This window comes from Vibrio sp. 1402 (assembly GCF_033340275.1).
This window is the reverse complement of record NZ_JAWOWE010000017.1, coordinates 14,903-40,677: the sequence shown is the minus strand read 5'-3', so window position 1 is coordinate 40,677 and position 25,775 is coordinate 14,903. Positions and strand designations below refer to the sequence as shown.

At 46.4% G+C, this 25,775-nt stretch carries 21 protein-coding genes; 14 read left to right on the top strand and 7 right to left on the bottom strand.

What is annotated here, in order from left to right; translation table 11 throughout:
• Nucleotides 1-69 precede the first annotated feature (69 nt).
• The gene (locus R7044_RS21620) at nucleotides 70-360 is read right to left on the bottom strand and encodes a co-chaperone GroES (RefSeq protein WP_005381516.1); all 291 of its coding nucleotides are present in this window, start codon (nucleotides 358-360) and stop codon (nucleotides 70-72) included.
• 240 nt (nucleotides 361-600) lie between these two features.
• On the opposite strand from R7044_RS21620, the gene R7044_RS21615 reads away from it, so the two are divergent.
• On the top strand, nucleotides 601-1,983 hold the full coding sequence (locus R7044_RS21615) for an MATE family efflux transporter (RefSeq protein ID WP_225455801.1): 1,383 nt from the start codon (nucleotides 601-603) through the stop codon (nucleotides 1,981-1,983).
• Nucleotides 1,984-2,073: 90 nt separating this feature from the next.
• Here the strand turns inward: R7044_RS21615 and pfkA are convergent, their stop codons facing one another.
• The 3 genes from pfkA to R7044_RS21600 form a co-directional block, all read right to left on the bottom strand.
• A complete protein-coding gene (gene pfkA / locus R7044_RS21610) occupies nucleotides 2,074-3,036 on the bottom strand; it encodes a 6-phosphofructokinase (RefSeq protein ID WP_005381521.1) in 963 nt (320 codons plus the stop codon).
• A gap of 283 nt (nucleotides 3,037-3,319) precedes the next feature.
• The gene (gene fieF / locus R7044_RS21605) at nucleotides 3,320-4,228 is read right to left on the bottom strand and encodes a CDF family cation-efflux transporter FieF (protein WP_025768809.1); all 909 of its coding nucleotides are present in this window, start codon (nucleotides 4,226-4,228) and stop codon (nucleotides 3,320-3,322) included.
• A gap of 111 nt (nucleotides 4,229-4,339) precedes the next feature.
• Entirely contained in the window at nucleotides 4,340-4,852 is a 513-nt protein-coding gene (locus tag R7044_RS21600) for a CpxP family protein (RefSeq protein ID WP_005386388.1), read from the bottom strand.
• Between the two features lie 190 nt (nucleotides 4,853-5,042).
• On the opposite strand from R7044_RS21600, the gene R7044_RS21595 reads away from it, so the two are divergent.
• The 4 genes from R7044_RS21595 (at nucleotide 5,043) to trmL (ending at nucleotide 8,525) form a co-directional block, all read left to right on the top strand.
• Nucleotides 5,043-5,732 carry a response regulator gene (locus R7044_RS21595; RefSeq protein ID WP_005382384.1) on the top strand — a complete coding sequence of 230 codons (690 nt, stop codon included), beginning with the start codon at nucleotides 5,043-5,045 and terminating at the stop codon, nucleotides 5,730-5,732.
• Complete coding sequence (gene cpxA / locus R7044_RS21590; protein WP_054579327.1) at nucleotides 5,732-7,126, top strand: envelope stress sensor histidine kinase CpxA; 1,395 nt, start codon at nucleotides 5,732-5,734, stop codon at nucleotides 7,124-7,126. Before R7044_RS21595 ends, cpxA begins: the two co-directional genes overlap by 1 nt.
• Before the next feature lie 174 nt (nucleotides 7,127-7,300).
• Nucleotides 7,301-7,909 carry a superoxide dismutase gene (locus R7044_RS21585; RefSeq protein ID WP_005382382.1) on the top strand — a complete coding sequence of 203 codons (609 nt, stop codon included), beginning with the start codon at nucleotides 7,301-7,303 and terminating at the stop codon, nucleotides 7,907-7,909.
• Nucleotides 7,910-8,045: 136 nt separating this feature from the next.
• On the top strand, nucleotides 8,046-8,525 hold the full coding sequence (gene trmL / locus R7044_RS21580; protein ID WP_005382381.1) for a tRNA (uridine(34)/cytosine(34)/5-carboxymethylaminomethyluridine(34)-2'-O)-methyltransferase TrmL: 480 nt from the start codon (nucleotides 8,046-8,048) through the stop codon (nucleotides 8,523-8,525).
• Nucleotides 8,526-8,595: 70 nt separating this feature from the next.
• Here trmL and R7044_RS21575 read toward each other — a convergent pair whose 3' ends face one another.
• Nucleotides 8,596-9,114 (bottom strand): FxsA family protein, encoded by a 519-nt coding sequence (locus tag R7044_RS21575; protein WP_005386383.1) that lies wholly within the window; start codon nucleotides 9,112-9,114, stop codon nucleotides 8,596-8,598.
• A gap of 431 nt (nucleotides 9,115-9,545) precedes the next feature.
• Between R7044_RS21575 and aspA the strand changes: the two genes are divergently transcribed.
• The 4 genes from aspA (at nucleotide 9,546) to R7044_RS21555 (ending at nucleotide 15,300) form a co-directional block, all read left to right on the top strand.
• The gene (aspA, locus tag R7044_RS21570; RefSeq protein ID WP_005382379.1) at nucleotides 9,546-10,997 is read left to right on the top strand and encodes an aspartate ammonia-lyase; all 1,452 of its coding nucleotides are present in this window, start codon (nucleotides 9,546-9,548) and stop codon (nucleotides 10,995-10,997) included.
• 176 nt (nucleotides 10,998-11,173) lie between these two features.
• Nucleotides 11,174-12,481 carry an anaerobic C4-dicarboxylate transporter gene (locus tag R7044_RS21565; RefSeq protein WP_005382378.1) on the top strand — a complete coding sequence of 436 codons (1,308 nt, stop codon included), beginning with the start codon at nucleotides 11,174-11,176 and terminating at the stop codon, nucleotides 12,479-12,481.
• Nucleotides 12,482-12,642: 161 nt separating this feature from the next.
• Nucleotides 12,643-14,475, top strand: a complete 1,833-nt coding sequence (locus R7044_RS21560; protein WP_225455800.1) for a protein-disulfide reductase DsbD — start codon at nucleotides 12,643-12,645, stop codon at nucleotides 14,473-14,475.
• A 195-nt stretch (nucleotides 14,476-14,670) separates the two neighbouring features.
• The gene (locus tag R7044_RS21555) at nucleotides 14,671-15,300 is read left to right on the top strand and encodes a response regulator (protein ID WP_005382375.1); all 630 of its coding nucleotides are present in this window, start codon (nucleotides 14,671-14,673) and stop codon (nucleotides 15,298-15,300) included.
• Here R7044_RS21555 and R7044_RS21550 read toward each other — a convergent pair.
• Nucleotides 15,297-17,048 carry a potassium/proton antiporter gene (locus R7044_RS21550; protein WP_054577280.1) on the bottom strand — a complete coding sequence of 584 codons (1,752 nt, stop codon included), beginning with the start codon at nucleotides 17,046-17,048 and terminating at the stop codon, nucleotides 15,297-15,299. The two genes, R7044_RS21555 and R7044_RS21550, sit on opposite strands and share 4 nt — an antisense overlap.
• Before the next feature lie 520 nt (nucleotides 17,049-17,568).
• On the opposite strand from R7044_RS21550, the gene R7044_RS21545 reads away from it, so the two are divergent.
• From R7044_RS21545 to R7044_RS21525, 5 genes are all read left to right on the top strand, one after another.
• Complete coding sequence (locus R7044_RS21545; protein WP_005382373.1) at nucleotides 17,569-17,832, top strand: DUF4212 domain-containing protein; 264 nt, start codon at nucleotides 17,569-17,571, stop codon at nucleotides 17,830-17,832.
• A gap of 12 nt (nucleotides 17,833-17,844) precedes the next feature.
• Nucleotides 17,845-19,572 (top strand): sodium:solute symporter family protein, encoded by a 1,728-nt coding sequence (locus R7044_RS21540; RefSeq protein WP_005382372.1) that lies wholly within the window; start codon nucleotides 17,845-17,847, stop codon nucleotides 19,570-19,572.
• A 108-nt stretch (nucleotides 19,573-19,680) separates the two neighbouring features.
• On the top strand, nucleotides 19,681-20,163 hold the full coding sequence (locus R7044_RS21535) for a hypothetical protein (protein WP_005382371.1): 483 nt from the start codon (nucleotides 19,681-19,683) through the stop codon (nucleotides 20,161-20,163).
• Between the two features lie 199 nt (nucleotides 20,164-20,362).
• Complete coding sequence (locus R7044_RS21530; RefSeq protein ID WP_005382370.1) at nucleotides 20,363-20,740, top strand: hypothetical protein; 378 nt, start codon at nucleotides 20,363-20,365, stop codon at nucleotides 20,738-20,740.
• Nucleotides 20,741-20,757: 17 nt separating this feature from the next.
• Nucleotides 20,758-22,143, top strand: coding sequence for a class II fumarate hydratase (locus tag R7044_RS21525; protein ID WP_005386369.1), 1,386 nt, complete (start codon nucleotides 20,758-20,760; stop codon nucleotides 22,141-22,143).
• A gap of 90 nt (nucleotides 22,144-22,233) precedes the next feature.
• Here R7044_RS21525 and R7044_RS21520 read toward each other — a convergent pair whose 3' ends face one another.
• Nucleotides 22,234-25,665 carry a PAS-domain containing protein gene (locus R7044_RS21520; protein WP_031781037.1) on the bottom strand — a complete coding sequence of 1,144 codons (3,432 nt, stop codon included), beginning with the start codon at nucleotides 25,663-25,665 and terminating at the stop codon, nucleotides 22,234-22,236.
• Nucleotides 25,666-25,775: the final 110 nt, after the last annotated feature.

Genomic DNA, 25,775 nt, shown 5'->3' with positions numbered 1-25,775 from the left:
TCCTTTCTAAAATTCTTTGTGTGTAATTTCGTAATTGAATCTGAGCAAAAAATTACTCAATGATTGCTATTATTCAACGATCGCCATGATGTCGTTTTCAGACATGACAAGCACTTCTTTACCGTCGATTTTTTCAGTTTTTGTACCGTAACCTTCAGCGAAGATAACGGTATCACCGACTTTAACGTCTAGTGGCAGTACGGTGCCGTTTTCTAGGATGCGGCCTTTACCCACAGCTAGAACAACACCGCGAGTCGATTTTTCTGCAGCAGAACCAGTCAGAACGATGCCACCAGCAGACTTAGATTCAACTTCTTTACGTTCAACGATAACTCGGTCATGTAATGGACGAATGTTCATCGGTCGTCTCTCCTGAAAATTTCCATGTTTATTTGATAATTGTCCTTAGGGACTGTAGCCCCAGACACGTGATCCCTATATAAGGGGTCGAAGCAGCGATCCCAAGGGGGTGGCACAAAATTTTTGTGACTTAGTTAAAATAACGAACAACTAGGCAACGGTTTGCGTTAGAAATGCTCACTCGCTCGGCATCTCGCTTTCTTGTATCCTTGCAGTTTGCTCACCAGATAGTTGTCACACATGCAGGAAAATAACAAGCTGGAACCCCAAGCGACCGATAAGCATGGTTTGTTGACCGCACCCATTCCTGAAACGCTGCGGAAAATGACCGTCCCCATGACTATGGGCATGATCGCAATTTTGATGTTTAACTTGGTGGACACGTTTTTTATCTCGTTGCTTGGCACTCAAGCGCTAGCGGCTATCAGCTATACCTTCCCTGTCACCTTTGCGGTTAACTGCATTACGATGGGGATTGGGATGGGACTATCGACCAATATTGGTCGCTTGCTTGGGCAAGGTCATGCACCACAAGCTGCTCGGTTCACCACCCACGGTTTGTTGTTAGCCGTGTTACTTGTGGCTATCACGTCTTCTATTGGCTTTACCACCATTGCGCCATTGTTTCGTTTTCTTGGTGCGTCTGATGATCTCATCCCTCTTATTGAGCAATATATGCAGGTCTGGTATCTCACCATTCCTCTGCTAGTGATCCCAATGGCGGGCAACAGTGCTATCCGAGCTACTGGCGACACAAAAACACCAGCAAAAGTCATGATGTTGGCTGGTTTGATTAATGGCATGCTCGATCCATTGTTGATTTTCGGTTATGGCCCTTTTCCGGAACTTGGCATTCAAGGCGCAGCCATAGCAAGTGCCTTTAGCTGGTTAGGTGCTTTATGTGGCTCATTCTATGTGCTAGTTAAAAGGGAAAAATTGCTTGCTCAACCCCAATGGGCTTTGCTGAAACAAGACTGGCAACAGACACTAAGAATTGGTACCCCTGCTGCGCTATCAAACGCGATGAATCCGTTGTCCGGTGCCATTCTGATGATGCTGTTATCCAACCATGGTACAGCGGCGGTTGCTGCTTACGGCGCAGCGCAGCGTATTGAGTCTATATTGATTTTAGTATTGATGTCGCTGACCTCTGCCCTCACACCGTTTATGGCACAAAATTTAGGAGCCAAACAACCGCAACGAGCCTTTTCCGGTTTATTTATTAGCATGCGTTTTGCAGTGGTATTCCAAGGGTTTATCTTCTTGATGATGGTGCCACTGAGCATTCCTCTGGCTGCGCTGTTTTCTCAGGAAGATGCGGTGAAAAACCTGCTTTGGCATTATTTACTGGTGGTGCCATTTAGTTATGGCTTCCAAGGCATAGTGATGATGTTAGTCAGTGGTTTGAATGCGATGCACAAGCCATTGCGTGCATTCCAGTGGAGCTTTATGCGGCTGTTCATTTTTACCTTGCCATCGGCGTGGATCGGGAGCCAAATCTACAGTATTGAAGGCTTGTTTATCGGTATCGCGGTTGGGAATACGTTGGGTGGGCTACTGGGCTACTTGTTTGCGCTGCGCGAGCGAAAATTAACGCTCATAGAGCAGAGCAGCGTGTCTTAACACTCGTCTATCGCTAGTTTCTTTTTGTTGATTCTCAAATACAAAAAAACCGCGGAAAGCCGCGGTTTTGTTTATCTATTTCAAACTTGCTTAGAACAACTCTTCAGCAACTTTGTATAGATCGTTGCGTACTGGACGCTTCATGTTCTCGATTGCATCGATGATATCGTGGTGAACAAGTTGCTCTTTCACGATACCTACACAACGACCACCATGACCTTCGATCAATAGGTGAACAGCGTAGTTACCCATACGAGATGCTAGTACGCGGTCAAATGCAGTTGGACGACCACCACGTTGGATGTGACCAAGTACTGTTGCACGAGTTTCACGACCTGTCGCGGCTTCGATGTCACGTGCTAGTTCATTAGCATCCATCATTAGCTCAGTAAGCGCGATGATCGCGTGTTTCTTACCTTTAGCGATACCATCTTGGATGTTGCTGATCAGCTTGTCTTTGTCTAGACCAGTTTCCGGAGTGATGATGTATTCACAACCGCCCGCAATTGCAGACATCAGAGTCAAATCACCACAGTGACGGCCCATGATTTCTACAATTGAAATGCGTTGGTGAGATGAAGAAGTATCACGTAAACGGTCGATTGCATCGATAACGGTGTTTAGTGCACTTAGGTAGCCCACAGTGTAATCCGTACCTGCGATATCGTTGTCGATTGTGCCCGGAAGACCGATACATGGGTAACCCATTTCAGTCAGTTTCTTCGCACCCATGTACGAACCATCACCACCGATTACCACTAGTGCATCGATACCATGTTTTTTCAGGTTCTCAATCGCTTTTTCACGAACTTCCACTTGTTTAAATTCAGGGAAACGTGCAGAACCTAGGAACGTACCACCTTTGTTGATCACATCTGAAACGCTAGAACGATCTAGCTTCTCGATGCGGCCTTCGTATAGGCCTAGGTAGCCGTCGTACACACCGAATACTTCCAATCCTTCGGATAGTGCTGTACGTACTACGCCGCGTATCGCAGCGTTCATACCAGGTGCGTCACCGCCACTTGTTAAAACACCGATCTTCTTAATCATGCTCACCCTCGATCTTTGGCAATCAATTATTTAATTTTCTTTTAGGCCCCTTGTTACCAAGCAACCTGCATAATCCAGAACTGTGCGTTATGTTACATTTCCTCTACAGGATTACCAATGAAAACGCACTTTTTTATGTAACTTTTCTACTTATGTAAGAGTATTACAGTTTCTCTATAAAACTTTGTTGATTCATATCAGGATCACGAATCTTAATAAGTATTGATGGAAAGATAGTCAATAAGTACCTGTTTGTCGTCGGGCACTGATGGATTTTTCAAGCCTACCAATCTTGCGCTTTCTGCTCTTTCTCTGGTCCGAAAACGACAGACAATGGATCTTGATGGATCAGTACGTCCGCATCAGGAAACAGAGCCAATAAATTATCTTCCACTTTATCAGCAATGTAATGCGCCTCAATTAATCGTAAGTTATCGTCTAGCTCTAAATGCAACTGTATAAAGCGCGTCGGTCCGGACATTCGCGTGCGTAACTGATGCACGCCCAATACCCCTTTTACGCTCAAACAAGCTTGGTTAATTTGCTCAAGTTCTTCATCGGGCAACTTTCTATCAAGTAAGGTTTGAATCGCTTCGCTGACCATTTTGAAAGCGCTATAAAGAATGAAGACACCAATACCAATCGCAAACACAGCATCCGCTTGAGTCACTCCAAAATAACTGAGCCCCAGAGCCACCATGATCGCAGCATTCATATACAAGTCAGTCTGATAATGCAGAGAATCCGCCGCTATTGCTTGGCTCCCCGTCACGCGAACCACATGTTTTTGGAACATCACCAAGCCAAGTGTGACCACAATCGCAAACAGCGATACATACACACCTAACTCCGGTGCGTGTAAAGCATGTGGGCGGAAAAATCGGTCAATCCCGTTAAGAATCAAAAATACTGCCGAGCCCGAAATAAACATTGCTTGGGCTAGGGCCGCTAAGGACTCAGCTTTACCATGTCCAAACGTATGTTCGCGGTCTGCCGGTTGTAAGGCGTAACGAACCACCACAAGATTCACAACCGAAGCCGCGATATCTAACATGGAGTCAATCAATGACGCCAATAAGCTCACTGAGCCGGTTACCCACCACGTGATGACTTTTACTATCAGAAGAAGCGTCGCCACAATGGTTGCAGTCCAAGCGGCGGTCGTAACTAAACGTGCGTATTGCTGTTTCATAATCAAAGAGTTAACTAAAACCATACGTTGAGTATATTGAATGACCATGAAATAACCAGATCAAAAAGAGGCAACCAATGGCTGCCTCTTTATATAACATCAATTCATGACTTAATTATTGCGCGACTTTTCCATGCGCTTGTGCATTCTGTCGCCACACTCTTGCATACGTTCATTTTGTAGCTCAACAAACTTCGCTTTCTGCTCAGGTGTTAATACGCTAAGCATTTGGTGCTTTCTTTCTAGCATTTGCACGCGACGTTCCGTTTGGCGCTCAACCATCTCTTTTGCTAATTCGCTAGCTTGAGCTTCATCAAAGTTATCCGCCAGCAAAAGCGATTGTACTTTTGCGTGATGCGCTTGACGCTCAGCCATACGTGCTTCTTTGCCATCAGCGAATTTTGCTTTCATTTCTGCTTTGTTTGCTTCACGCATTTCTTTTAGCTGATCTTTTTGTGCATCAGTCAGGTCTAGTTGACGCATGACACCTCGGTCCATACCCATGCCGCATTCGTCACGAGGACCTTTATGATGGTTTTTACCACCGTAAGCGAATGCGCTTGCGGCGCCAAGAGTAAGAGGTAGAACAACAGCAGCTAACACAAGTTTTTTTGCAGACTTCATAATACGATTCCTTACACAGGTGAGTGGTTCTTCTGAGCTGTTCTCACAGCGCTTGAGTATAGAATACGACCCGCTAGGTAAAGCGACGTATAGGGAGCGTAAAGAATCGTAAAGAGTGATTTTTCTCCTCTTCGTTGCGCATCATTCCAATGTAATATTAGGCTATCGGTAACTTACTATAGGTGCCCCCATGGCAAACATTCTTTTAATCGATGACGATATCGAGCTAACCAGCTTATTAAAAGAAGTACTCAGTTTCGAAGGGTTTGACGTCAGCGAAGCAAATGACGGTGAAGCCGGCTTAGCCGCGATCAATGATAAGATTGATTTGATTTTGTTGGATGTCATGATGCCAAAACTCAATGGCATGGAAACGCTGAAACGCTTACGTGAAAATTGGGAAACTCCCGTCTTGATGCTGACCGCTAAAGGGGAAGAAATTGATCGCGTGATCGGCTTGGAACTGGGCGCGGATGATTATTTACCAAAACCTTTTAGTGACCGAGAGCTGTTGGCGCGTATCCGTGCGATTTTACGCCGCACTAGCAGCACACAAAAAAATACCAAAAACAGCGATTGCATTGAGTATCAAGAAATCCGCCTCTATCCCGGTAAGCAAGAAGCGTATTGTGAGCAACAGCTACTCGACCTCACGGCAACCGAGTTTGCGCTACTCACCCACTTCGTACAAAACCCAGGACAAGTGCTGACCAAAGAGACACTGAGCTTAGATGTGCTTGGTAAACGACTCGCTGCTTTTGATCGCGCTATCGATATGCATGTCTCGAACTTACGTAAAAAATTACCAGATCAAAGCAATGGCAAGCCGCGAATTAAAACCCTGCGTGGTCGTGGCTACATGCTGCTTGAGGAGGATTAATGCACCTATCACGCATCAAACTGCCAAACATCAATAGCCTGTATGGACGCATCTTTGCCATTTTTTGGTTCACCATGTTATTAGTATTGATAGCCGTGCTATCACTGCCACATTTGGACCCACGCAAAGCTCGCGATATTCCAGAAGAACACTACAAACGTATGGTAGAAACGCGTGACTCAATCCAACAAAAATACAGCCAGCAAACTGATTTAGGCCGCATACTTTTTCGTATCGAGGGCAACCGCCACGGCAAGCACGACCCTCGCCCACGAGTCTTTTTTTCTGACTACAGCGGTAATGTTCTTACGACAGAAAAACGCAGCAATTTTCAATTGCGTGCCATGCAAAACTTTGTCACCAGTATCGAAGATTACAATAATCCAAAGCAGAAGCTGTATGGTCGATACATGATTGCGGGCCCAATTCCTATCACTTTGGCAGGTTCCGATATCTTGATGTACGTGGGCTTCAAGTGGAATGAGCCACCACCTCTACTCCTGCGTCTGTTTGATCACCCATTCCAGCTCTTGCTTGCGGTCATGCTGGTTAGTACACCATTGCTGTTATGGCTTGCTTGGGCTTTGAGTCAGCCTGCACGTCGTCTTGAAGCCGCTGCTCAACGTGTGGCGAAAGGTGAATTTGTCACAGACCCAAATTTAGAAAAAGGTACGGCGGAATTTCGTCAAGCAGGCAGCAGCTTCAACCAGATGGTCGAAGCGGTTAATCAAATGATTTCAGGACAACAACGTTTGCTATCCGATATCTCTCACGAGCTGCGCTCACCTTTAACTCGTCTGCGTATGGCAAGCGCATTAGCGACGCGTAAACAAGGCGAAAGCCCAGAACTGACTCGTATCGATACCGAAGCGCAGCGCTTGGAACAGATGATCAGCGAACTATTAGAGCTTTCTCGCATGCAGGCGAACAGTCATATGACTCGCGAAACACAGCCACTAGAAAGTTTATGGGAAGAAATCATTAAAGATGCGCAGTTTGAAGCAGAGCAAATGGGCAAACAGCTACACTATTCAGAATTACCTAAGCGCAATATTTCCGGTAACCCTAAACTGCTGATGAGTGCGGTGGAAAATATCGTTCGTAACGCCATTTACTACGGAAAAGATGAGGTACAAATCGACATCAAAGCCGATGACGATACGCTTCGTATCACGGTTGACGATAATGGAGAAGGTGTACCAGAAGAGGAACTGGCCGCGATTTTTCGCCCGTTCTATCGCGTTTCCACGGCACGCGATCGCCACTCTGGCGGCACAGGTCTCGGCCTAACCATTACCGAAAGTGCCATTCGCCAGCACAGTGGCACGATCGCAGCCAGCCGAAGTCCGTTAGGCGGATTGCGCATGAGTATCACCTTACCGATCAATTGTTAGTCTCAATTTGATGAACTAACAATAATTCGCACCATATTTCTAGAGTGAGTGATTCACAGCCCCACCCTCACTTTAGAAATTGGCGAGGCTTCTTAGAATACCCTTACAAAGATCAAAGTTGATAATAATTATCGTTAGCATTAAAGTAAATTTTCCAATTAAGGAGGATTTACTATGTCACATACATTTCCCGCTCTGCCTTACCCGTACGATTCACTAGAGCCGTACATCGACGCGAAAACCATGGAAGTGCATTACAGCAAACACCACAAGACGTACTTTGATAAGTTTGTAAATGCCGTTGAAGGGAGCGAGCTCGAAACTCAGTCATTAGACGAGATCTTTGACAATATCTCTAAGCTCAGTCCAGCAGTACGTAATAATGGTGGCGGCTATTACAACCACATCATTTATTGGAATTGCATGTCACCAAACGGTGGCGGAGAGCCTCAAGGCGCGCTTGCTCAAGCAATTAACGATAAATTTGGTAGCTTTGCGCAATTTAAAGAGGCGTTTGCCCAAGCTGCCATCAATACCTTTGGGTCTGGCTTTGCATGGCTGATCGTAAAAGATGGTGAGATTCACATTACGTCCACCAGTAATCAAGACAACCCTCTGATGGACGTAGTGGATGTGCGCGGTGAACCAATCCTCGCATTAGACGTGTGGGAGCACGCGTATTACATCAGCTACCAAAACCGTCGCCCAGAATATATTGATGCGTGGTGGAACGTCGTCAACTGGCGAGCAGTTGAAGAAAACTATGCTCACGCTCTCTTATAAAGAGCATCACTACTCACGGTATTAACATCCGCGCTAATGCCTGCTTTCATACCCAGGTCAATCTTGCTGAATCTCGCATATCTCGGTGACTTGGGTATATACTGCCCCTCTCTTTGACCAACTCTATTTCAATACCATGTTTGATATCGCTTTATACGAACCAGAAATCGCGCCGAACACCGGCAACATCATTCGACTATGCGCCAACTGCGGTGCAAACCTTCACTTAATTGAACCTCTGGGTTTCGATCTTGAAGAGAAAAAAGTCCGTCGTGCTGGTTTGGATTACCATGATTTAGCTCGCGTAACACGCCATAAAAACTATCAAGCGTTCTTAGAGTATTTAGAGAAAGAGAAGCAAGGTAACTATCGATTGTTTGCCTGCACCACCAAAACCACAGGTCACCACGTTGATGCACAATACCAAGCGGGTGATGTTTTGATGTTTGGTCCAGAAACTCGTGGCTTGCCTGCTGAAATCATCGATAGCTTGCCAATGGAGCAGCGTATTCGCATTCCAATGATGCCAGATGCGCGCAGCCTAAACCTTTCGAATGCCGTTGCGATCATTGCTTTTGAAGCATGGCGTCAAATGGGCTTTGAAGGCGCATTGTAAGCAGCACGAATTCCAAATACAGAAAAGGGCGCTTGGTGCGCCCTTTTGTTTTCTTTACTGTCTAACTCAATCAGTTGAGCTTGTTGCGATCATCATCGTCTTTACGCTCGTATTCCCCTTCGAAGGTCTTGCCATTATCTGACTGGGAATCAAAAGGGTCACGACGGAACGGGTCTTGCTCAAATGGCCCCTGGTTAGAGAAACCACCTTGGAAGCCACCACCATGCATGGTTTTCACCACCATTTTGCTCATCAAGTATTTAGCTATCGCGGCGCGTGGCGCAGGAAGCAACACCAACATACCAAGGGCATCGGTCATAAAGCCCGGGGTTAACAGTAGCACGCCAGCCACCGCTAGCATTACGCCTTCAAAAATTTGCTGGGCTGGAATTTCACCTTGTTCAAGACGCCCCTGTACTGACATCAGTGTTTGTATACCTTGGCTACGAACCAACGACGCACCAACAAATGCAGTGATTAAGACTAGTGCAATGGTCGGCCATAAACCTAAAAAGCCGCCCACCTGAATAAATAAGCCGATTTCAATGATCGGAACAAAAATAAACGCTAATAATAAGATAGGAAACACACGCCCTCCTTTGTTTAATTCAGTGTAATGGTAAAAGCAGACTAAGCTCAAACGAATCGTTGTAAAAAAGCGTGTTCATACTGGTCTCCTTCTCTTTTAGACAAAGTAGCGGGAACGCGTTTCATTCAATTGCATACCGATTTTTTCGTGCTTTTAAAGTGCTAATTTCGAACTCTAAAAACTCATGTTTGTCGAGGAAAATCGAGTACCTATAAAGGGTTATTAATAACCCGTTCATACTTTGCAAATTATTGACTCATGAAAAACGAAAAAGGTGATCTAGTTACTATTTTTATGCGCTAGGTGCAGTATCATGTGCCACATAAGTCAGGACGGATTTTCCAGCCAAAAATTCTGATGAATGGATTCTAGATTGCAGAAATGGCTAATAAATAACTTTATTATCAGAATTATCATCTAAGGATCCTGCTATGGCTACCCTATCTGATGCTCCAAAAACAGCAAACCCAGCCACTCGTATTGAAGAAGATCTATTAGGTCAACGTCATGTCCCTGCAGATGCGTACTACGGTATTCATACGCTACGTGCGATCGAGAACTTCAACATCTCCAATATGACCATCTCTGACGTACCAGAATTTGTACGCGGCATGGTAATGACCAAAAAAGCAGCAGCGTTAGCAAACAAAGAACTTGGCGCTATTCCAAAAGACGTTGCAAACTACATCATCGAAGCGTGTGATTTGATCCTAGAAACTGGCAAGTGTATGGATCAGTTCCCATCAGACGTATTCCAAGGCGGTGCAGGCACTTCAGTTAACATGAACACGAACGAAGTGATCGCAAACGTTGCGCTTGAGTTGATGGGTAAAGAGAAAGGCCAATACGAATTTGTTAACCCAAATGACCATGTAAACAAGAGCCAATCAACCAACTGTGCGTACCCAACAGGTTTCCGTATTGCGGTATACAACAGCGTACATAAGCTAATGGAAGCAATTGAGTACCTAAAAGGCGCATTCGAACTTAAAGCCGTTGAGTTTAAAGATGTACTGAAAATGGGCCGTACTCAGCTTCAAGACGCAGTACCAATGACAGTAGGTCAAGAGTTCCATGCGTGGGCGGTAACACTAAACGAAGAGATTCGTGCTCTAGATTACACATCTAAACTCCTCCTAGAAATCAACCTAGGCGCAACCGCAATCGGTACTGGTCTAAATACACCAACTGGCTACCAAGCACTTGCAGTAAAACACCTAGCGGAAGTAACAGGCCTTGACGTTGTTGCAGCAGAAGACCTTATCGAAGCAACGTCTGACTGTGGTGCATACGTAATGACTCACGGCGCGCTAAAACGCCTAGCAGTGAAACTATCGAAGATCTGTAACGACCTTCGTCTACTTTCTTCTGGTCCTCGTGCGGGTCTAAATGAATTGAACCTACCTGAAATGCAAGCAGGCTCTTCAATCATGCCAGCTAAAGTAAACCCAGTTATCCCAGAAGTAGTAAACCAAGTTTGCTTCAAAGTTCTCGGTAACGACAACACGGTTTCTTTCGCAGCAGAAGGCGGTCAGCTACAGCTAAACGTAATGGAACCAGTTATCGCACAAAGCGTGTTTGAGTCTATCTCTCTACTACACAATGCGTGTGTGAACCTACGCGATAAATGTATCGACGGCATCACTGTGAACAAAGAAGTTTGCGAAAACTACGTTTACAACTCTATCGGTATCGTCACTTACCTAAACCCATACATCGGCCACCACGAAGGTGACATCGTAGGTAAGATTTGTGCAGAAACTGGTAAGAGTGTTCGTGAAGTCGTGCTAGAGCGCGGTCTGCTTACAGCAGAGGAGCTTGATGAAATCTTGTCAGTAGAAAACTTCATGCATCCTACTTACAAAGCAAAACGTTACGAGTAATAACGAATCCGAAGGGGGCCACTCAGGCCCCTTTTTTAGGCTCTCATACGGTTAACCACATTTTTTATATGCTTTTATTGCCGCTAAACCACTAGGTTCTCATTCTCTGAGCATTTACTCCTGTTCCTGAGTGTTCAAAAAATCAGAATCAAATAAAAAACTAAAGAGGTATCAATATGGTCATGGTCGAACTCTTCGTGGTTCTGCTCTTCATCTATTTGGGGGCAAGAATCGGTGGTATCGGCATTGGTTTTGCCGGTGGTGCTGGGGTCATTGCGTTGTCTTTGATCTTGGGCGTACCAACAAGCCAAGCTTACATTCCCGTTGACGTAATTTTGATCATCATGTCTGTAATCACCGCTATCGCAGCAATGCAGGTAGCGGGTGGTTTAGACTGGATGGTGCAAGTTGCTGAAAACTTTTTGCGCAAGCATCCTGAGCGCATCACCTTTTATGCGCCTATCGTAACTTACCTAATGACATTAATGGCGGGTACTGGCCACACGGCATTCTCTACTTTGCCAGTGATTGCAGAAGTAGCGAAAGGCCAAGGCGTGCGCCCTTCTCGTCCACTGTCTATCGCGGTCGTAGCATCGCAAATCGCTATCACCGCATCACCAATCTCAGCGGCTGTTGTAGCGTTCGCGGCAATGCTGCACCCATTTGGCGTTGACTACCTAACACTACTAGCAATCTGTATCCCAACGACGTTCATCGCGTGCATGATCGGTGCGTTCGTGGCGAACTTCATGGGCTGTGAGCTAAAAGACGATGCTGAATACCAAGAGCGTCTAGAAAAAGGCTTAATCAAGCTAAATACAGAAGCAAAACGCGAAATCCTACCAACAGCGAAGAAAGCAACATTCATCTTCCTAGGCGCAATCGCATTTGTCGTGTGTTACGCAGCAGCAATTTCTGGCTCTGTTGGCCTTATCGAGAACCCTGCTCTAGGTCGTAACGAAGCTATCATGACGGTAATGCTAGCAGCTGCGGCAGCTATCGTAATGAGCTGTAAAATCGATGCTGGCAAAATCCCAGCAGCAGCAACATTCCGCTCTGGTATGACAGCATGTGTGTGTGTTCTTGGTGTGGCATGGCTAGGTTCTACGTTCGTTAACGCGCACGTTGACGGCATCAAAGAAGTTGCGGGTGCGCTACTAGCAGACTACCCATGGATGCTAGCACTCGTTCTATTCTTCGCTTCAATGCTGCTTTACTCACAAGGTGCAACCACTGTTGCGCTGATGCCAGCAGCACTTGCTATCGGTGTGGCACCACTTACCGCAGTTGCATCTTTCGCAGCAGTAAGTGCGCTATTCGTGCTGCCAACTTACCCAACGCTTCTAGCAGCGGTTGAGATGGACGACACGGGTTCAACTCGTATCGGTAAGTACGTATTCAACCACCCATTCTTTGTACCTGGTGTGGTAACCATCGCTTCTGCGGTAGCACTTGGCTTCGCATTCGGTGGTCTACTGATCTAGTAGAAACAGAGTCTTACTCGGGGAGCTTCGGCTCCCTTTTTTATTGCCTGTTGTCTTGATTTATGCTCAATAAATCTTCATTTTCATGAAACTTATTGACTCGCCTCCGGGTCTGATTGAGTTACACTAACGGCAATTATCTAAGATGAATTGACTCTTTTATGCGCGCATTACTTTCCGTTTTACTCTTAGGGCTCATTACCTTTTCCACTCCGTCTTTAGCTTTATTTGGCAAAGACCAGTTTAACAGTAGCCAGAACAACAGTTTTGGTAGCAGCAGCGACAGCTTTGTTCCGGTTGATCAGGCGTTTCCATTTAACTTCTACCAGCAAGATGACAAATTGATGCTCGATTGGCAGGTACGTGACGGGTACTACCTATATCAAGAGCGCTTGTCTGTAGCTGGTGAGAAAGTATCGCTAGGCGAACTGCAAATGGAAGACGGCACACCGCATAAAGATGAATTCTTTGGTGACGTGCATATCTATACGCAACCTCTCTTCGTTAACGTACCAATGTATGATTGGCAAGACGGTGCGCGCGTGGTGGTGCAATACCAAGGTTGTGCGAAAGCAGGCTTCTGTTACCCGCCAGAAACTCGCGTGATTCCTATCAGCGCGTTTACTTCGTCGAACTCAGATTCAACAACGGCGACAACTGCATCAAAAGCAGAACAGGCACCAACAGCAACGCCACCAGCGGTGCAATCATCTACGTCTGGTGACACATCATCAGTGCCAGTAACACAGCAAGATAGCCTTGCTGCCAACCTTGCTGATAACTGGTGGACACCACTTCTGTTCTTGGCGCTTGGTGTGGGCTTGGCGTTTACACCTTGTGTGCTGCCGATGTACCCAATTCTGACCAGCATAGTGCTTGGCAGTGGCAAGCTAAGCCAACGCCGCGCGCTAGGCTTGTCATTCGTCTACGTGCAAGGCATGGCACTGACTTACACCCTACTCGGCCTTGTGGTGGCATCTGCAGGTATGCAGTTCCAAGCGGCAATGCAACACCCTTATGTGCTGATTGGCTTGAGCGTACTGTTCATCGCACTCGCTTTGTCTATGTTTGGTCTGTACTCATTACAGCTACCAAGCAACGTTCAAACGTGGTTAAACAACCTCAGCAACAAACAGCAAGGCGGCAGCAGTGCAGGCGTATTCGCCATGGGGGCGATTTCTGGACTGGTGTGCTCACCATGTACCACGGCACCTCTGTCTGGTGCGCTACTTTACGTGGCACAAAGCGGCGATTTGCTTACCGGTGGTATCGCGTTATACGCGCTGGCGATGGGCATGGGTATTCCGCTGATTCTTGTTGCGGTCTTCGGCAACAAACTGCTACCAAAAGCAGGTGGTTGGATGGACCGAGTGAAAACACTCTTCGGCTTTATTCTGCTTGCCGCACCTATCTTCTTACTAGAACGCATCATGCCAGAAATGTGGTCAACGATTCTGTGGTCAGCACTGGGTATTGCTGCTTTTGGTTGGCTATACCACATCAAAAACAGTCTAGAGTTTGGTGGCTGGAAACAAAGTGCCGTGGGCATAATCGCCGTCTTAGGTTTGCTAGCCTCAGCACAACCTATCTTAAATTACTGGTTTGGCAACAGCACAACACAAACTCAGCAAGCCACTGTTAGCTTTACTCGCATTGCTAACGTGGCGGATCTTGAAGAACAACTGGCACTTGCGAAAGCGGCAGGTAAACCCGTCATGCTCGATTTCTACGCCGATTGGTGTGTAGCATGTAAAGAGTTTGAAAAGTACACCTTCCATGACCCAAGCGTCGAAGCCAAACTGCAAGACTTCGTTCTTCTGCAAGCGGACGTGACCAAAAACCAAGTGCAAGACATCGAACTACTGAAGCACATGAGTGTGCTTGGTTTACCAACAATTGAGTTTTGGGATGCCAGTGGTGAACACGTTTCAAACGCTCGTTTGACGGGCTTTATGCAAGCCGAGCCTTTCTTAGAGCATATCAAGCAGTTCTGATAACCAGATATTTCAAACGCCAGTGATGTCCACTGGCTTTTTTTGTTGCTCAGATTTGAATAAGAACATTGCGTTTATATGCAATTTTCCTAATAAAAGTCGATTTGGTTCAGACTTTTAGCGAATAAATATTGTCCACTCTCTCAAAGCTGGACAATAATAAATTTAACGAAATAGTCAAAAGTGTTTAACGTCATGGATTCGACCTACACCATCATTATTGCAGATGATCACCCACTCTTCCGGAATGCCTTGTTTCAATCTATCCACATGGCTATTAGTGGTGCAAATTTGCTGGAAGCGGACTCACTCGACGCACTTCTGGCTTTGTTGGAGCGAGAGGAAGAGCCAGATTTAGTGCTATTGGATCTCAAAATGCCAGGAGCAAATGGTATGTCTGGCTTGATTCATTTGCGAGCAGAGCATCCAGATTTACCTATCGTCGTCGTTTCAGCGAGTGAAGAGCCGGCGATCGTGACGCAGGTGAAAAGCCATGGTGCATTTGGTTTTATTCCCAAGTCCAGCGACATGCGCGAATTAGTGAACGCGCTCAATCAAGTGCTGAATGGCGACCCATACTTCCCTGAAGGGTTGATCACCAATAACGCGGCATGTAATGACTTAGCGGAAAAGATTGCTGCGCTAACACCGCAGCAATATAAAGTGTTGGGAATGTTGTCCGATGGCTTGCTGAACAAGCAAATCGCTTACGAATTGAATGTTTCAGAAGCCACCATAAAAGCGCACATGACAGCGATTTTCCGTAAGCTCGGTGTAAAGAACCGCACGCAAGCCGTGATTATGCTGACGGAAATGAGCGACTAGATTGACATCTTATCGTCAGACTTACTTTTTTCGTTTGGCAATCGGATACCGACTTTAGTGACCTGCTGATCAACAACATCAGCGACGATCCAATGCAAACCTTGCCACTCGAAATGGTCTCCCAATACTGGCGTGCTACCTAATTGCTCTTCGACAAGGTTTCTCAAACTTTTATCCAGCGGTTCATCCCCCAGATTCAAACCATACATCACGGCAATATCGGCAAGCTTCACTTCAATATCGAGGAAGAAGTCACCGAAGAATCGCGCTAGCGACGCTTTCTCTGGGGCTTCACTAAACAGTAAGCTCAGTGCATCTAAATCCTTTTCTTGTGCTAATACACACAAGGTATCATCTTCCTCAAGACGCGTACTGCCGGATGGGTGCAATAGCTCTTTACTGCGAAATACAGCGGCGATACGCGTTCCTTCCGGCATCGAAAGACTACGTAATGGCTCACCAATGCACCATTTATCTGCTTTAAGTCTATAGATAAACAGCTCCCACTCACTGGTCGGGTAAATCTCTACACCCGTACGCGAAATTGGCTCAGGCTTAGAAGGTAGCTCGACCTTTGCAAGAGACATCGCCTTAGTCAACGTGCCCCCTTGTACTATCAAAGACACCATTACTACAAAGAATGCCAAATTGAAGTACAGTTGAGCATCTGGCAACCCTGCCATCATCGGAAATACCGCGAGGATGATAGGTACAGCACCACGCAGTCCTACCCAAGAGACAAACCACTTTTCACGTGGCGTGAAACTCTTGAATGGCAGTAAACCAATCCAAACTGAGATTGGTCGGGCAAACAAAATCATCCCGAAAGCAAGCGCAAGACCTGGCAACGCAATAGAGAGTAAATTGGATGGCGTAACCAACAAACCAAGCACCAAGAACATACCAATTTGAGCTAGCCACGTCATACCATCTAAAACATGAAGAATAGAGTGGCGGCTGCGTGTTGGACGGTTACCTAATAAAAGACCAACAAGGTAAATCGACAAAATACCACTGCCACCCAAAGTGTTAGATAAAGCGAAAATAAGCAAGCCACCACTGACCGTTAAAATAGAATACAGCCCATCTGGTAATTGATTGCGATTGATAACTTTCCATAAGATCCAGCCACCAGCGAAGCCAAGTAACGCGCCAATACCAAACTGCTTAAGAAAACTGAACGCCAAAAAGCCCGCACTTAAATCTGCGCCAGGGTTCGCTAAAATAGCAATCAGAGTTACGGTCAGAAACACCGCCATTGGGTCATTGGTGCCGGATTCAATTTCCAGCGTTGAACCAACACGTTCGTTCAGGCTACGACCTTTGAGTAGAGAGAAGACCGCGGCAGCATCGGTGGAACCAACAATCGCACCAACCAATATGCCTTGCAATAAATCTAAGTCGAATAACCACGTTGCCATCAGCCCGGTTAAAATGGTGGTGATCGCAACGCCAAATGTCGCCAAAGAGACCGAGGGCCATAACGCAACCCTAAAGCTGGCGACCCGCGTTCTCATCCCACCATCAAGCAAAATGATGGCTAATGCGAGGTTACTAACCAAATAAGCGATCGAAAAGTTATCGAATAAAATGCCGCCTAAGCCGTCTTCCCCCGCTAGCATTCCAACGGCTAAAAATACCAAAAGAATTGGGATTCCCAACTTAGAAGACACTGGGCTTAAAAGAACGCTAAGTGCGATTAACAACGCACCTATTAGAAAAAAACTGTTAATGGTGTCTGCGTCCATTCTCACCCTCCCTTAATGAAAAACGATAATAATTGTGATGAGCAAGGCTACTTCGTTAATGAGGTAATGCCCTAATCTGCCTCCCCTTTACACCGTCTCAAAATGCGAGGTTGTACGAGAATGACTCAGTTATATTACTTTATTGTGCGTTAAAACGGTGATTTGATGCGAAAACTTTATGTAAATAAATTACTTGTGAGCTTTCTTATCTACGCCTTCTCTCTTTAAGAGCCACAAGATCACCACCAATACTTACACAGCATCTCCAAGTTCAATGAAGAAAAGATTAATGGCCCGTCTTAATCATGCCTGTTTATCCAATCAACCTTTAGACCTTTGGCTAACTTAACAGTTTATTAACATAACGTTTTGCCCCTTTGTTCGCTGCAAAAGCCCATAATATGGGGGTTCTTCATTTTTAACACCCCGACTAAAGTTGAAAAGAGTTATTGCCAACACCTTGCTAATGTACATATTGAAACATTTCATTAACAACAATACCAATCGTAAGGAGACGGCAATGGCATTTGAAAGCGAAGAAAGAGCCAAAGCCTATTGGGACAAAAACGTGAAGCTCATGATCGGCCTAATGGTCATCTGGTTCGTCGTGTCTTTCGGCTGCGGCATTTTATTTGTCGACGTACTAAATCAATTTCAACTAGGCGGTTACAAACTCGGTTTCTGGTTTGCTCAACAAGGCTCCATCTATGCGTTCCTAGGAATTATTTTCTATTACGCATGGAAGATGCGCCAAATTGACCGTGAATTCGGCGTGGACGAATAAGGAGTCACTCAGATGGATTTGAAAACTATTACCTACCTGGTCGTTGGCGCCACGTTCATCCTGTACATCGGGATTGCTATTTGGGCTCGCGCCGGATCAACCAAAGAGTTTTACGTTGCTGGTGGCGGTGTAAACCCGATTGCAAACGGTATGGCAACCGCAGCCGATTGGATGTCCGCAGCGTCGTTTATCTCAATGGCAGGCTTAATTGCCTTCATGGGCTATGGCGGCTCAGTATTTCTAATGGGTTGGACTGGTGGCTACGTTCTGCTTGCGCTGTTGCTAGCGCCTTACCTACGCAAATTTGGTAAGTTTACGGTGCCAGAGTTTGTTGGTGAACGCTTTTACTCCAACACAGCACGTATCGTAGCGGTTGTTTGTCTTATCATCGCATCAGTGACTTATGTTATCGGTCAGATGAAAGGCGTGGGCGTTGCGTTTGGTCGCTTCTTAGAAGTGGATTACTCCACCGGCCTATTAATTGGTATGTGTATCGTTTTCATGTACGCGGTTCTTGGCGGCATGAAAGGCATCACTTACACGCAGATTGCTCAATATTGCGTACTCATTCTTGCTTACACTATCCCTGCAATCTTTATCTCTCTGCAACTCACTGGTAACCCAATCCCACAAATTGGTCTGGGGAGTACCATGGCTGGTACCGATGTCTATCTACTCGATCGGCTTGACCAAGTTGTGACCGAACTCGGATTCAGTGAATACACGACCCAAGTACGTGGCGACACACTTAATATGTTTGTCTACACCATGTCACTGATGATTGGTACTGCCGGTCTACCACACGTAATTATCCGTTTCTTTACCGTGCCGAAGGTTCGCGACGCACGTACATCAGCAGGCTGGGCTCTGATCTTCATCGCAATCCTTTACACTACAGCACCAGCGGTATCAGCGATGGCTCGTCTCAACCTAATGAATACGGTAAATCCAGCTCCGGGTCAGCACCTAGCGTATGACGAGCGTCCTGCGTGGTTCAAAAACTGGGAAACAACTGGACTACTCGGTTTTGACGATAAAAATGGCGATGGCAATATCCAATACACTTCAGATGCGTCCACCAACGAACTGCGCGTTGATAACGACATCATGGTATTGGCTAACCCAGAGATCGCTAAACTACCAAACTGGGTGATCGCACTTGTGGCAGCAGGTGGTCTTGCAGCTGCACTATCTACCGCAGCAGGTTTACTACTCGCCATTTCTTCAGCTATTTCCCATGACTTAATCAAAGGGGTTATCAATCCGAACATATCCGAGAAAAAAGAGCTACTTGCTAGTCGAATATCAATGGCAGTAGCGATAGCAGCCGCAGGCTATCTCGGTTTAAATCCGCCTGGATTTGCCGCAGGTACGGTAGCACTCGCCTTTGGTCTTGCCGCTTCATCCATCTTCCCTGCATTGATGATGGGCATCTTCAGCAAGAGCATCAACAAAGAAGGCGCAATCGCCGGTATGATTGCAGGTATCAGTATTACGCTGTTCTACGTATTCCAACACAAAGGCATCCTTTTCGTTGCTGATTGGAAATATCTAGAAAGCTGGGGAACAAACTGGTTCCTGGGTATTGAGCCAAACGCGTTTGGTGCTATTGGCGCACTATTTAACTTCATCGTCGCATTCGCTGTCTCCAAAGTAACAGCAGAAACGCCACAAGAAGTAAAAGACCTAGTCGAACACGTTCGCGTGCCAGTAGGTGCTGGTAGTGCAGTGGATCACTAAAAACTAATCAAAACCACAAAAGCCCCGTTTGGAACCAGCCGTCCGGGGCTTTTTTATTCTCACTTTTCAGTTACCATATTCGCAGTATGTCGTTGCAAGGAAGCCAAGATGTTCAAAAACAAGCACTTTATTCTCGCTCTACTGATTGCGCCAGTTCTCTCTTTGATCGCTTACTTCGGTACCGATATGGCCCTCAGCGAGAAACCCCACGCGGCGCAAGAAGGGGAAACTTACAAACTCGCGAGTAAGTCTAATTGTCGTTACACCAGTGGTCTGTGTGATATGGAAAATGGCGATTTTAAAGTGAAATTTCGCTCTGAAAAACTCACTAAAAATAACTTAGAATTGTCACTCAACGCCGCTTACCCACTCGAAGGGGTTAAAGTTTCTATTGTGAGTGACAAAGAGAAAAACGCTCAACCGATTGATATGAAGCCCGCCGATCAAGCAGGCCAAAGCTGGTACATCACCTTACCAAAGCCTGCATCTGCAGAAAGCTGGTTAAGAGTCGTCATTCAATCAGGCGGCACACTGTATTATGGTGAAACACAAACCGCATTTGTGAAGTACGAAACCTTATTTACTGAATAACGGCGACAAGCTAATTCACCGGTATTCAAACGACAGTGACTTAGTTTCACTCAGCATAAATGAATTCCTACTCAGCCGACGCCTTTGCGTCGGCTTTTGTTTCCGTAAGTCTTTCTTCAACAACCTCTTACTCTAAAAAGGGTTGCCAACCCACAATTTAATTGATAATAATTATCATTACATTTAATGAGAGGTGGTTATGGACAACAAACGGGACATCTTTAACGCATTTTTTAAAGCCCAAGATAGATTCCTTCTCGCCGCACCACATGGCTTTGAGCCAGACGTGATTCATGACTATATTCATTGGGGAATGGTGTTGTCTTCTTGTTATGAACACGATGCCGATGAAGAAAATCTATTGTTGTGTGAGCTGTTTTTACGTCAGGTTTATTTCCATTTACTAGACGCAATTCAAGACTCAACTCGCAGCCGTATCTTCCGTCGTGTCTGTCTCGATTCTATCCATACGCCATTATTCTGCCTCAAACGCTATTACTACCAGTTTGAACAAGGCGACGTGAAATTTCTCGCACTACAACAACAATTACGCCTGATTCAAATCTCACTCGATTAACCAAAAGGATCCCTACCATGAGCACCGAATTCCGCATAGAAACTGACAGTATGGGCGAAGTAACGGTCCCTGCAGATGCTCTCTACCAAGCCCAAACTCAACGCGCCGTCGATAACTTCTCATTCAGTCAACATAAAATGCCATCTGGTTTTATCAAAGCGTTAGCACACATCAAGCAGACTGCGGCACTCACCAACGCACAGCTAGGGCTGCTTGAAGGAGATATTGCCAACGCGATTGCTGACGCAGCTCAAGCAATTATCGAAGGCAATCATATTGAGCAATTCCCAATTGACGTGTTCCAAACAGGATCAGGCACTAGCTCAAATATGAATGCGAATGAAGTAATTGCAACACTGGCCTCCCAGCATCTAGGCGGCACTGTTAGCCCTAATGATCACGTCAACATGGGGCAAAGCAGCAACGATGTGGTACCGACGGCCATTCAAGTTAGCGCAGCATTAGCCATCGAAAAACAGCTCTTCCCGGCCCTGTCACACCTCAGCCAAACACTAGAGTCTAAACAGCAAGCATTGAAAGATGTTGTAAAAACCGGTCGCACCCACTTAATGGACGCGATGCCAATTACCTTTGCTCAAGAACTTGGCGGTTGGCAGTTCCAAATCGAGCATGCAAAACAAGCGATTGAACAAACACTTCCTGCTGTAAAAGCCTTAGCCCAAGGTGGTACGGCGGTTGGAACGGGGATCAATGCCGATCCACGCTTTGCAGACTTATTCGCTAGCAACCTAACCCAATCAACTCGCATTCAGTTCACGGCCAGTGATAACTTCTTTTTCAATTTAAGCAGTCAAGATGCGATCGTCGCTCTGTCGGGACAGCTCAAAACAGCAGCAGTTGCGATCATGAAGATCGCAAATGATCTTCGTTGGATGAATTCAGGCCCATTGGCTGGTTTAGGTGAAATTGAATTACAAGGCTTGCAGCCGGGTTCTTCCATCATGCCTGGCAAAGTAAATCCTGTGATCCCAGAAGCAGCAGCTATGGCATCAGCGCAAGTCATTGGTAATGACACCACCATAACCGTCGCAGGCCAAGCGGGCAACTTCCAGCTTAACGTCATGCTGCCAGTTATTGCTCATAACGTATTGGAGAGCATCGAGTTACTCTCTAACAGCGCAACCGCTTTAGCTGACAAAGCCATTGCGACGTTTGAAGTTCGCCAAGATAACTTGGATGTAGCACTCGCCAAAAACCCAATTTTGGTCACGGCTCTCAACCCGGTCATTGGTTACCTAAAAGCGGCAGAAGTCGCGAAAAAAGCCTACAAACAGGGACGCGCGATTATTGATGTCGCGGAAGAAGAAACTGATTTGGATAGAGCCACACTAGAGCGATTGCTTAATCCAGCCAAACTGACCCAAGGCGGCGTCGCAGAATAAACGGCAAACTCAGCCTATCAACTAAGATTACAAACATCGAGACCTCCATTCGGAGGTCTCTTTTATAGCGATTTTTCAAACACTCCAATCCTAAGCGACTCGATTGAGCACCGAACGCAGCTTAAGCGGCTTAACTGGCTTAGCAATAAAGCTGAACCCATTTGCTTTGATGCCATCAAGCATATCATCGGTACGATCTGCACTGATGATGACGCCTTCAAAGCTGTGGCCTAATCTCAGGCGGCATTGCTGTAACACTTCTAAACCAGTACGACCATCATCAAGTCGGTAATCGGAGAAAATTACATCCGGAATCCAACCATCCTCAAGCGCTTGTAGACTTTCAACTAAATCAATCGCAACTCGTGTATCGCAACCCCATCGGGAAAGTAAGTTTTCCATGCCGACTAGAATGTCAGGCTCATTATCGACACAAAGGATTCTCAGATGACCGAGTTCAGATTGCTTATTCATCGCCACGTGAACTGGATGAGGCTGAACATGATCAGCTTTATCTAGGGTGATGGAAAAAACACTGCCTTTTCCAACCCAAGAGCGCATCGAAATTTCATGCCCAAGTACCTGAGCAATTCCTTTCGAAATCGCCAAACCAAGTCCGAGGCCTTGGTCGGAACGAACTTGAGTTCCGCGATTAAACTCTTCAAAAATCTCTTGCTGCTTCTCTTCTTCAATCCCCACTCCATTATCCCATACATCAATACGCACTCGCCCTTTCACGCGGCGAACACCGAGTGCGACTTTGCCATTCGGGTTATAACGAAACGCATTGGTCAGGAAGTTTTGCACCACACGGCGCAGCAGTTTGGGATCCGACTTAACCATGAGTGAGGACGGAATCATCGTGAACTCTATACCTTGCTGTTTGGCTAACGCACTAAACTCAGCATTCAAATTCGATAACACATCATTTAACGCAAAGCCATGCACGTTGACTTCCAACTTGCCCGATTCCAAACGCGAGATATCCAGCAAATCTCCAATTAAGTCTTCGGCAGCCTCTAAAGCACTTTCAATGTGTGCTGACAGCTTTTTGGCTTCGCTGTCTTTGGCGACTTCCGATAGTGAAGATGCAAATAGACGCGCCGCGTTGAGCGGTTGCATCAAGTCATGGCTTACTGCCGCCAAGAACCGTGATTTGGACTTCGATTCCAAATCCGAGCGCTGCGTCGCTTCCACCAGCTGCTTGTTAAGTTGTTCTAATTCTCGAGTCCGCAGACGTACCCTTTCTTCCAATGTCTCGTTGGCGTCTTTCAGTGCTTGCTCTGCATCACGGAATACGGTGATGTCGGTAAAGCTCATCACAAAGCCACCACCTGGCATTGGGTTACCTTGCACCTCTATCACGCGACCATCGGGACGAACCCGAGAAGAGGTGTGCCGAGTCCCTTGCTCAAGGTGATAAACACGGCGACGGACGTGGTCATCAGGGTCACCAGGGCCACACAACCCCTGCTCTGCATTGTGCCGAATCACATCCGCAATCGGTCGACCTACTTGAATCAGGCCTGGCGGAAATTCAAAGAGTTCTAAATAGCGTTGGTTCCACGCTACCAAGCGTAGTTGCTTATCGACGACCGCAATACCTTGTCCAATATGCTCAATCGCGCCTTGGAGTAAACCCCGACTAAAATCGTACAGTTCAGAGGCTTCATCGACGATAGTCGCCACCTCTTCAAGCTGCATGTTTCTTCCTTGCAGAGCGGAAGTAAGTACTAACTTAGCAGAAGATGCACCAAATACCCCTGCTAGCACACGCTCCGTATGCCGAATCAGAGAAGATGGCGCTTGCTGATTCGGCATTAACTCTTCTCGTTGCTGGCTCCAGTAGGCTTGAAACGCCGCTTTAACTCGCGTTCGTCCGACAAATCTGGACGCTAGCATTTCCAGTTCCGCAACCGTAACGCGGCTCTGGTACAGGCTCATATTTTCGCTTTCAGGCAGCGGTGTACCAACGAATGATGCCGATTGTAAGCGCTCACTTAGGCTTGGTCGGGTAGCCATAGAAACCACAACAAAACACACTGCATTAGCGACCACACTGAGGATCATCCCCCAATCTGAAATCGCGATATCAAAACTAGCCAATACCTCTGGTGGCGTAATCAACCAGATCAGGAAGTTATTACTGGCGTCTCCGGCAAGCATGTCTGTTTGGCTCATTAACGTAATCAACCAGGTAGCAAAACCCACCGCGAGGCCAACATACACACCTTTCTTATTCCCTTGACGCCAATACATACCGCCAACCAGCGCAGGAGCAAATTGCGTGATAGCCGCGAACGAGAGAAAGCCGATAGCAGAAAGTGAATGAATGGTGTCCAACGCTTGATAGAAACACCACGCGCCAATCAACAAAACTAAAATCAAACCACGGCGGATCCGCAGTAATAATTCAGAAAAATGGTGGTGGTTACGCTGCGTCAGTCGCATGCGACGCAATAGCAATGGCATAACCAAGTCATTCGAGACCATGATCGCTAAGGCAATCGTCGATACGATAACCATGCCGCTTGCCGCTGAAGTACCGCCTAGAAACGCAAGCAAGGCGATTTCACTCGCCCCGACCGACATCGGCACACTGATGACATAAGTATCAGGCGAAGCGCCACTCAAGAGGCCTTGCCCTACCCACGCAATAGGTAAAACAAAAATCCCCATTAAGATCAGATAAATGGGGAACAACCAACGAGCCACGTGCAAATCTTGAGCACGTTCATTTTCCACCACCATCGTATGGAATTGTCGCGGAAGGCAAACGATCGCCAGCATGGTCAGTACAGTATGAATCAATATAGTCGGGATATTTGGTGACTGATACGTCTGCGCGGCAACATCAAGTAAGCTCAAACTCTCGGTGTTCATCGCCAACCAAACAATGAAGACACCGACCACTAAAAAAGCCAGCAGTTTGATAATGGATTCGAAGGCAATTGCCATCATCATCCCACGATGGTGTTCCGTGTTATCAATGTGGCGGGTACCGAATAGCATCGTAAAAATCGCCAATGCGACCACAACAAACCACGACACGCTATCGTTTTGATAACCAAAATCAGTAGCCAGCTCCGGAGCAATAATTTCAAGCCCCATAGTGATACCACGCAGCTGTAAAGCGATGTACGGCAAAATTCCCGCAACCGCTATGAGCGTAACAACCACGGCCAAACCTTGGGATTTACCGTAGCGTGCTCCGATAAAGTCAGCAATCGACGTGATGTGTTCCCGTTTAGCAATCAAAATAAGCCGAGCTAAAACGCGCCATCCGATGGTAAACACTAAAATGGGAGCAATATAGATAGGCAAGAAAGACCAAGGATTACTGCTGGCCTGCCCGACCGTGCCGTAGAAGGTCCACGATGTACAGTACACCGCAATGGAAAGGCTATAAATCCAAGGCCGCCAGCGCGCTAGCCACCTTTTCTGAATGTCGCCGTACCACGCGATGATAAATAAAGCTCCCAAATACGCTAAAGAAACGGGAACCACCAGCCATCCTTGCATCCGATATCCTTTCTTGCCTTTCTTGCTACTTTTAAAGCAAGAGAATAAAAAAACCTCTCCATGAGGGAGAGGTTTCATTTAACACTGCTTTGATAACGGAGACAAAGCTT

Excerpts from the sequence above, each read along its gene's own strand:
- R7044_RS21620 (WP_005381516.1), bottom strand. The coding sequence starts at position 360 with ATGAACATTCGTCCATTACATGACCGAGTTATCGTTGAACGTAAAGAA.
- R7044_RS21615 (WP_225455801.1), top strand. The coding sequence starts at position 601 with ATGCAGGAAAATAACAAGCTGGAACCCCAAGCGACCGATAAGCATGGT.
- pfkA (WP_005381521.1), bottom strand. The coding sequence starts at position 3,036 with ATGATTAAGAAGATCGGTGTTTTAACAAGTGGCGGTGACGCACCTGGT.
- fieF (WP_025768809.1), bottom strand. The coding sequence starts at position 4,228 with ATGAAACAGCAATACGCACGTTTAGTTACGACCGCCGCTTGGACTGCA.
- R7044_RS21600 (WP_005386388.1), bottom strand. The coding sequence starts at position 4,852 with ATGAAGTCTGCAAAAAAACTTGTGTTAGCTGCTGTTGTTCTACCTCTT.
- R7044_RS21595 (WP_005382384.1), top strand. The coding sequence starts at position 5,043 with ATGGCAAACATTCTTTTAATCGATGACGATATCGAGCTAACCAGCTTA.
- cpxA (WP_054579327.1), top strand. The coding sequence starts at position 5,732 with ATGCACCTATCACGCATCAAACTGCCAAACATCAATAGCCTGTATGGA.
- R7044_RS21585 (WP_005382382.1), top strand. The coding sequence starts at position 7,301 with ATGTCACATACATTTCCCGCTCTGCCTTACCCGTACGATTCACTAGAG.
- trmL (WP_005382381.1), top strand. The coding sequence starts at position 8,046 with ATGTTTGATATCGCTTTATACGAACCAGAAATCGCGCCGAACACCGGC.
- aspA (WP_005382379.1), top strand. The coding sequence starts at position 9,546 with ATGGCTACCCTATCTGATGCTCCAAAAACAGCAAACCCAGCCACTCGT.
- R7044_RS21565 (WP_005382378.1), top strand. The coding sequence starts at position 11,174 with ATGGTCATGGTCGAACTCTTCGTGGTTCTGCTCTTCATCTATTTGGGG.
- R7044_RS21560 (WP_225455800.1), top strand. The coding sequence starts at position 12,643 with ATGCGCGCATTACTTTCCGTTTTACTCTTAGGGCTCATTACCTTTTCC.
- R7044_RS21555 (WP_005382375.1), top strand. The coding sequence starts at position 14,671 with ATGGATTCGACCTACACCATCATTATTGCAGATGATCACCCACTCTTC.
- R7044_RS21550 (WP_054577280.1), bottom strand. The coding sequence starts at position 17,048 with ATGGACGCAGACACCATTAACAGTTTTTTTCTAATAGGTGCGTTGTTA.
- R7044_RS21545 (WP_005382373.1), top strand. The coding sequence starts at position 17,569 with ATGGCATTTGAAAGCGAAGAAAGAGCCAAAGCCTATTGGGACAAAAAC.
- R7044_RS21540 (WP_005382372.1), top strand. The coding sequence starts at position 17,845 with ATGGATTTGAAAACTATTACCTACCTGGTCGTTGGCGCCACGTTCATC.
- R7044_RS21535 (WP_005382371.1), top strand. The coding sequence starts at position 19,681 with ATGTTCAAAAACAAGCACTTTATTCTCGCTCTACTGATTGCGCCAGTT.
- R7044_RS21530 (WP_005382370.1), top strand. The coding sequence starts at position 20,363 with ATGGACAACAAACGGGACATCTTTAACGCATTTTTTAAAGCCCAAGAT.
- R7044_RS21525 (WP_005386369.1), top strand. The coding sequence starts at position 20,758 with ATGAGCACCGAATTCCGCATAGAAACTGACAGTATGGGCGAAGTAACG.
- R7044_RS21520 (WP_031781037.1), bottom strand. The coding sequence starts at position 25,665 with ATGCAAGGATGGCTGGTGGTTCCCGTTTCTTTAGCGTATTTGGGAGCT.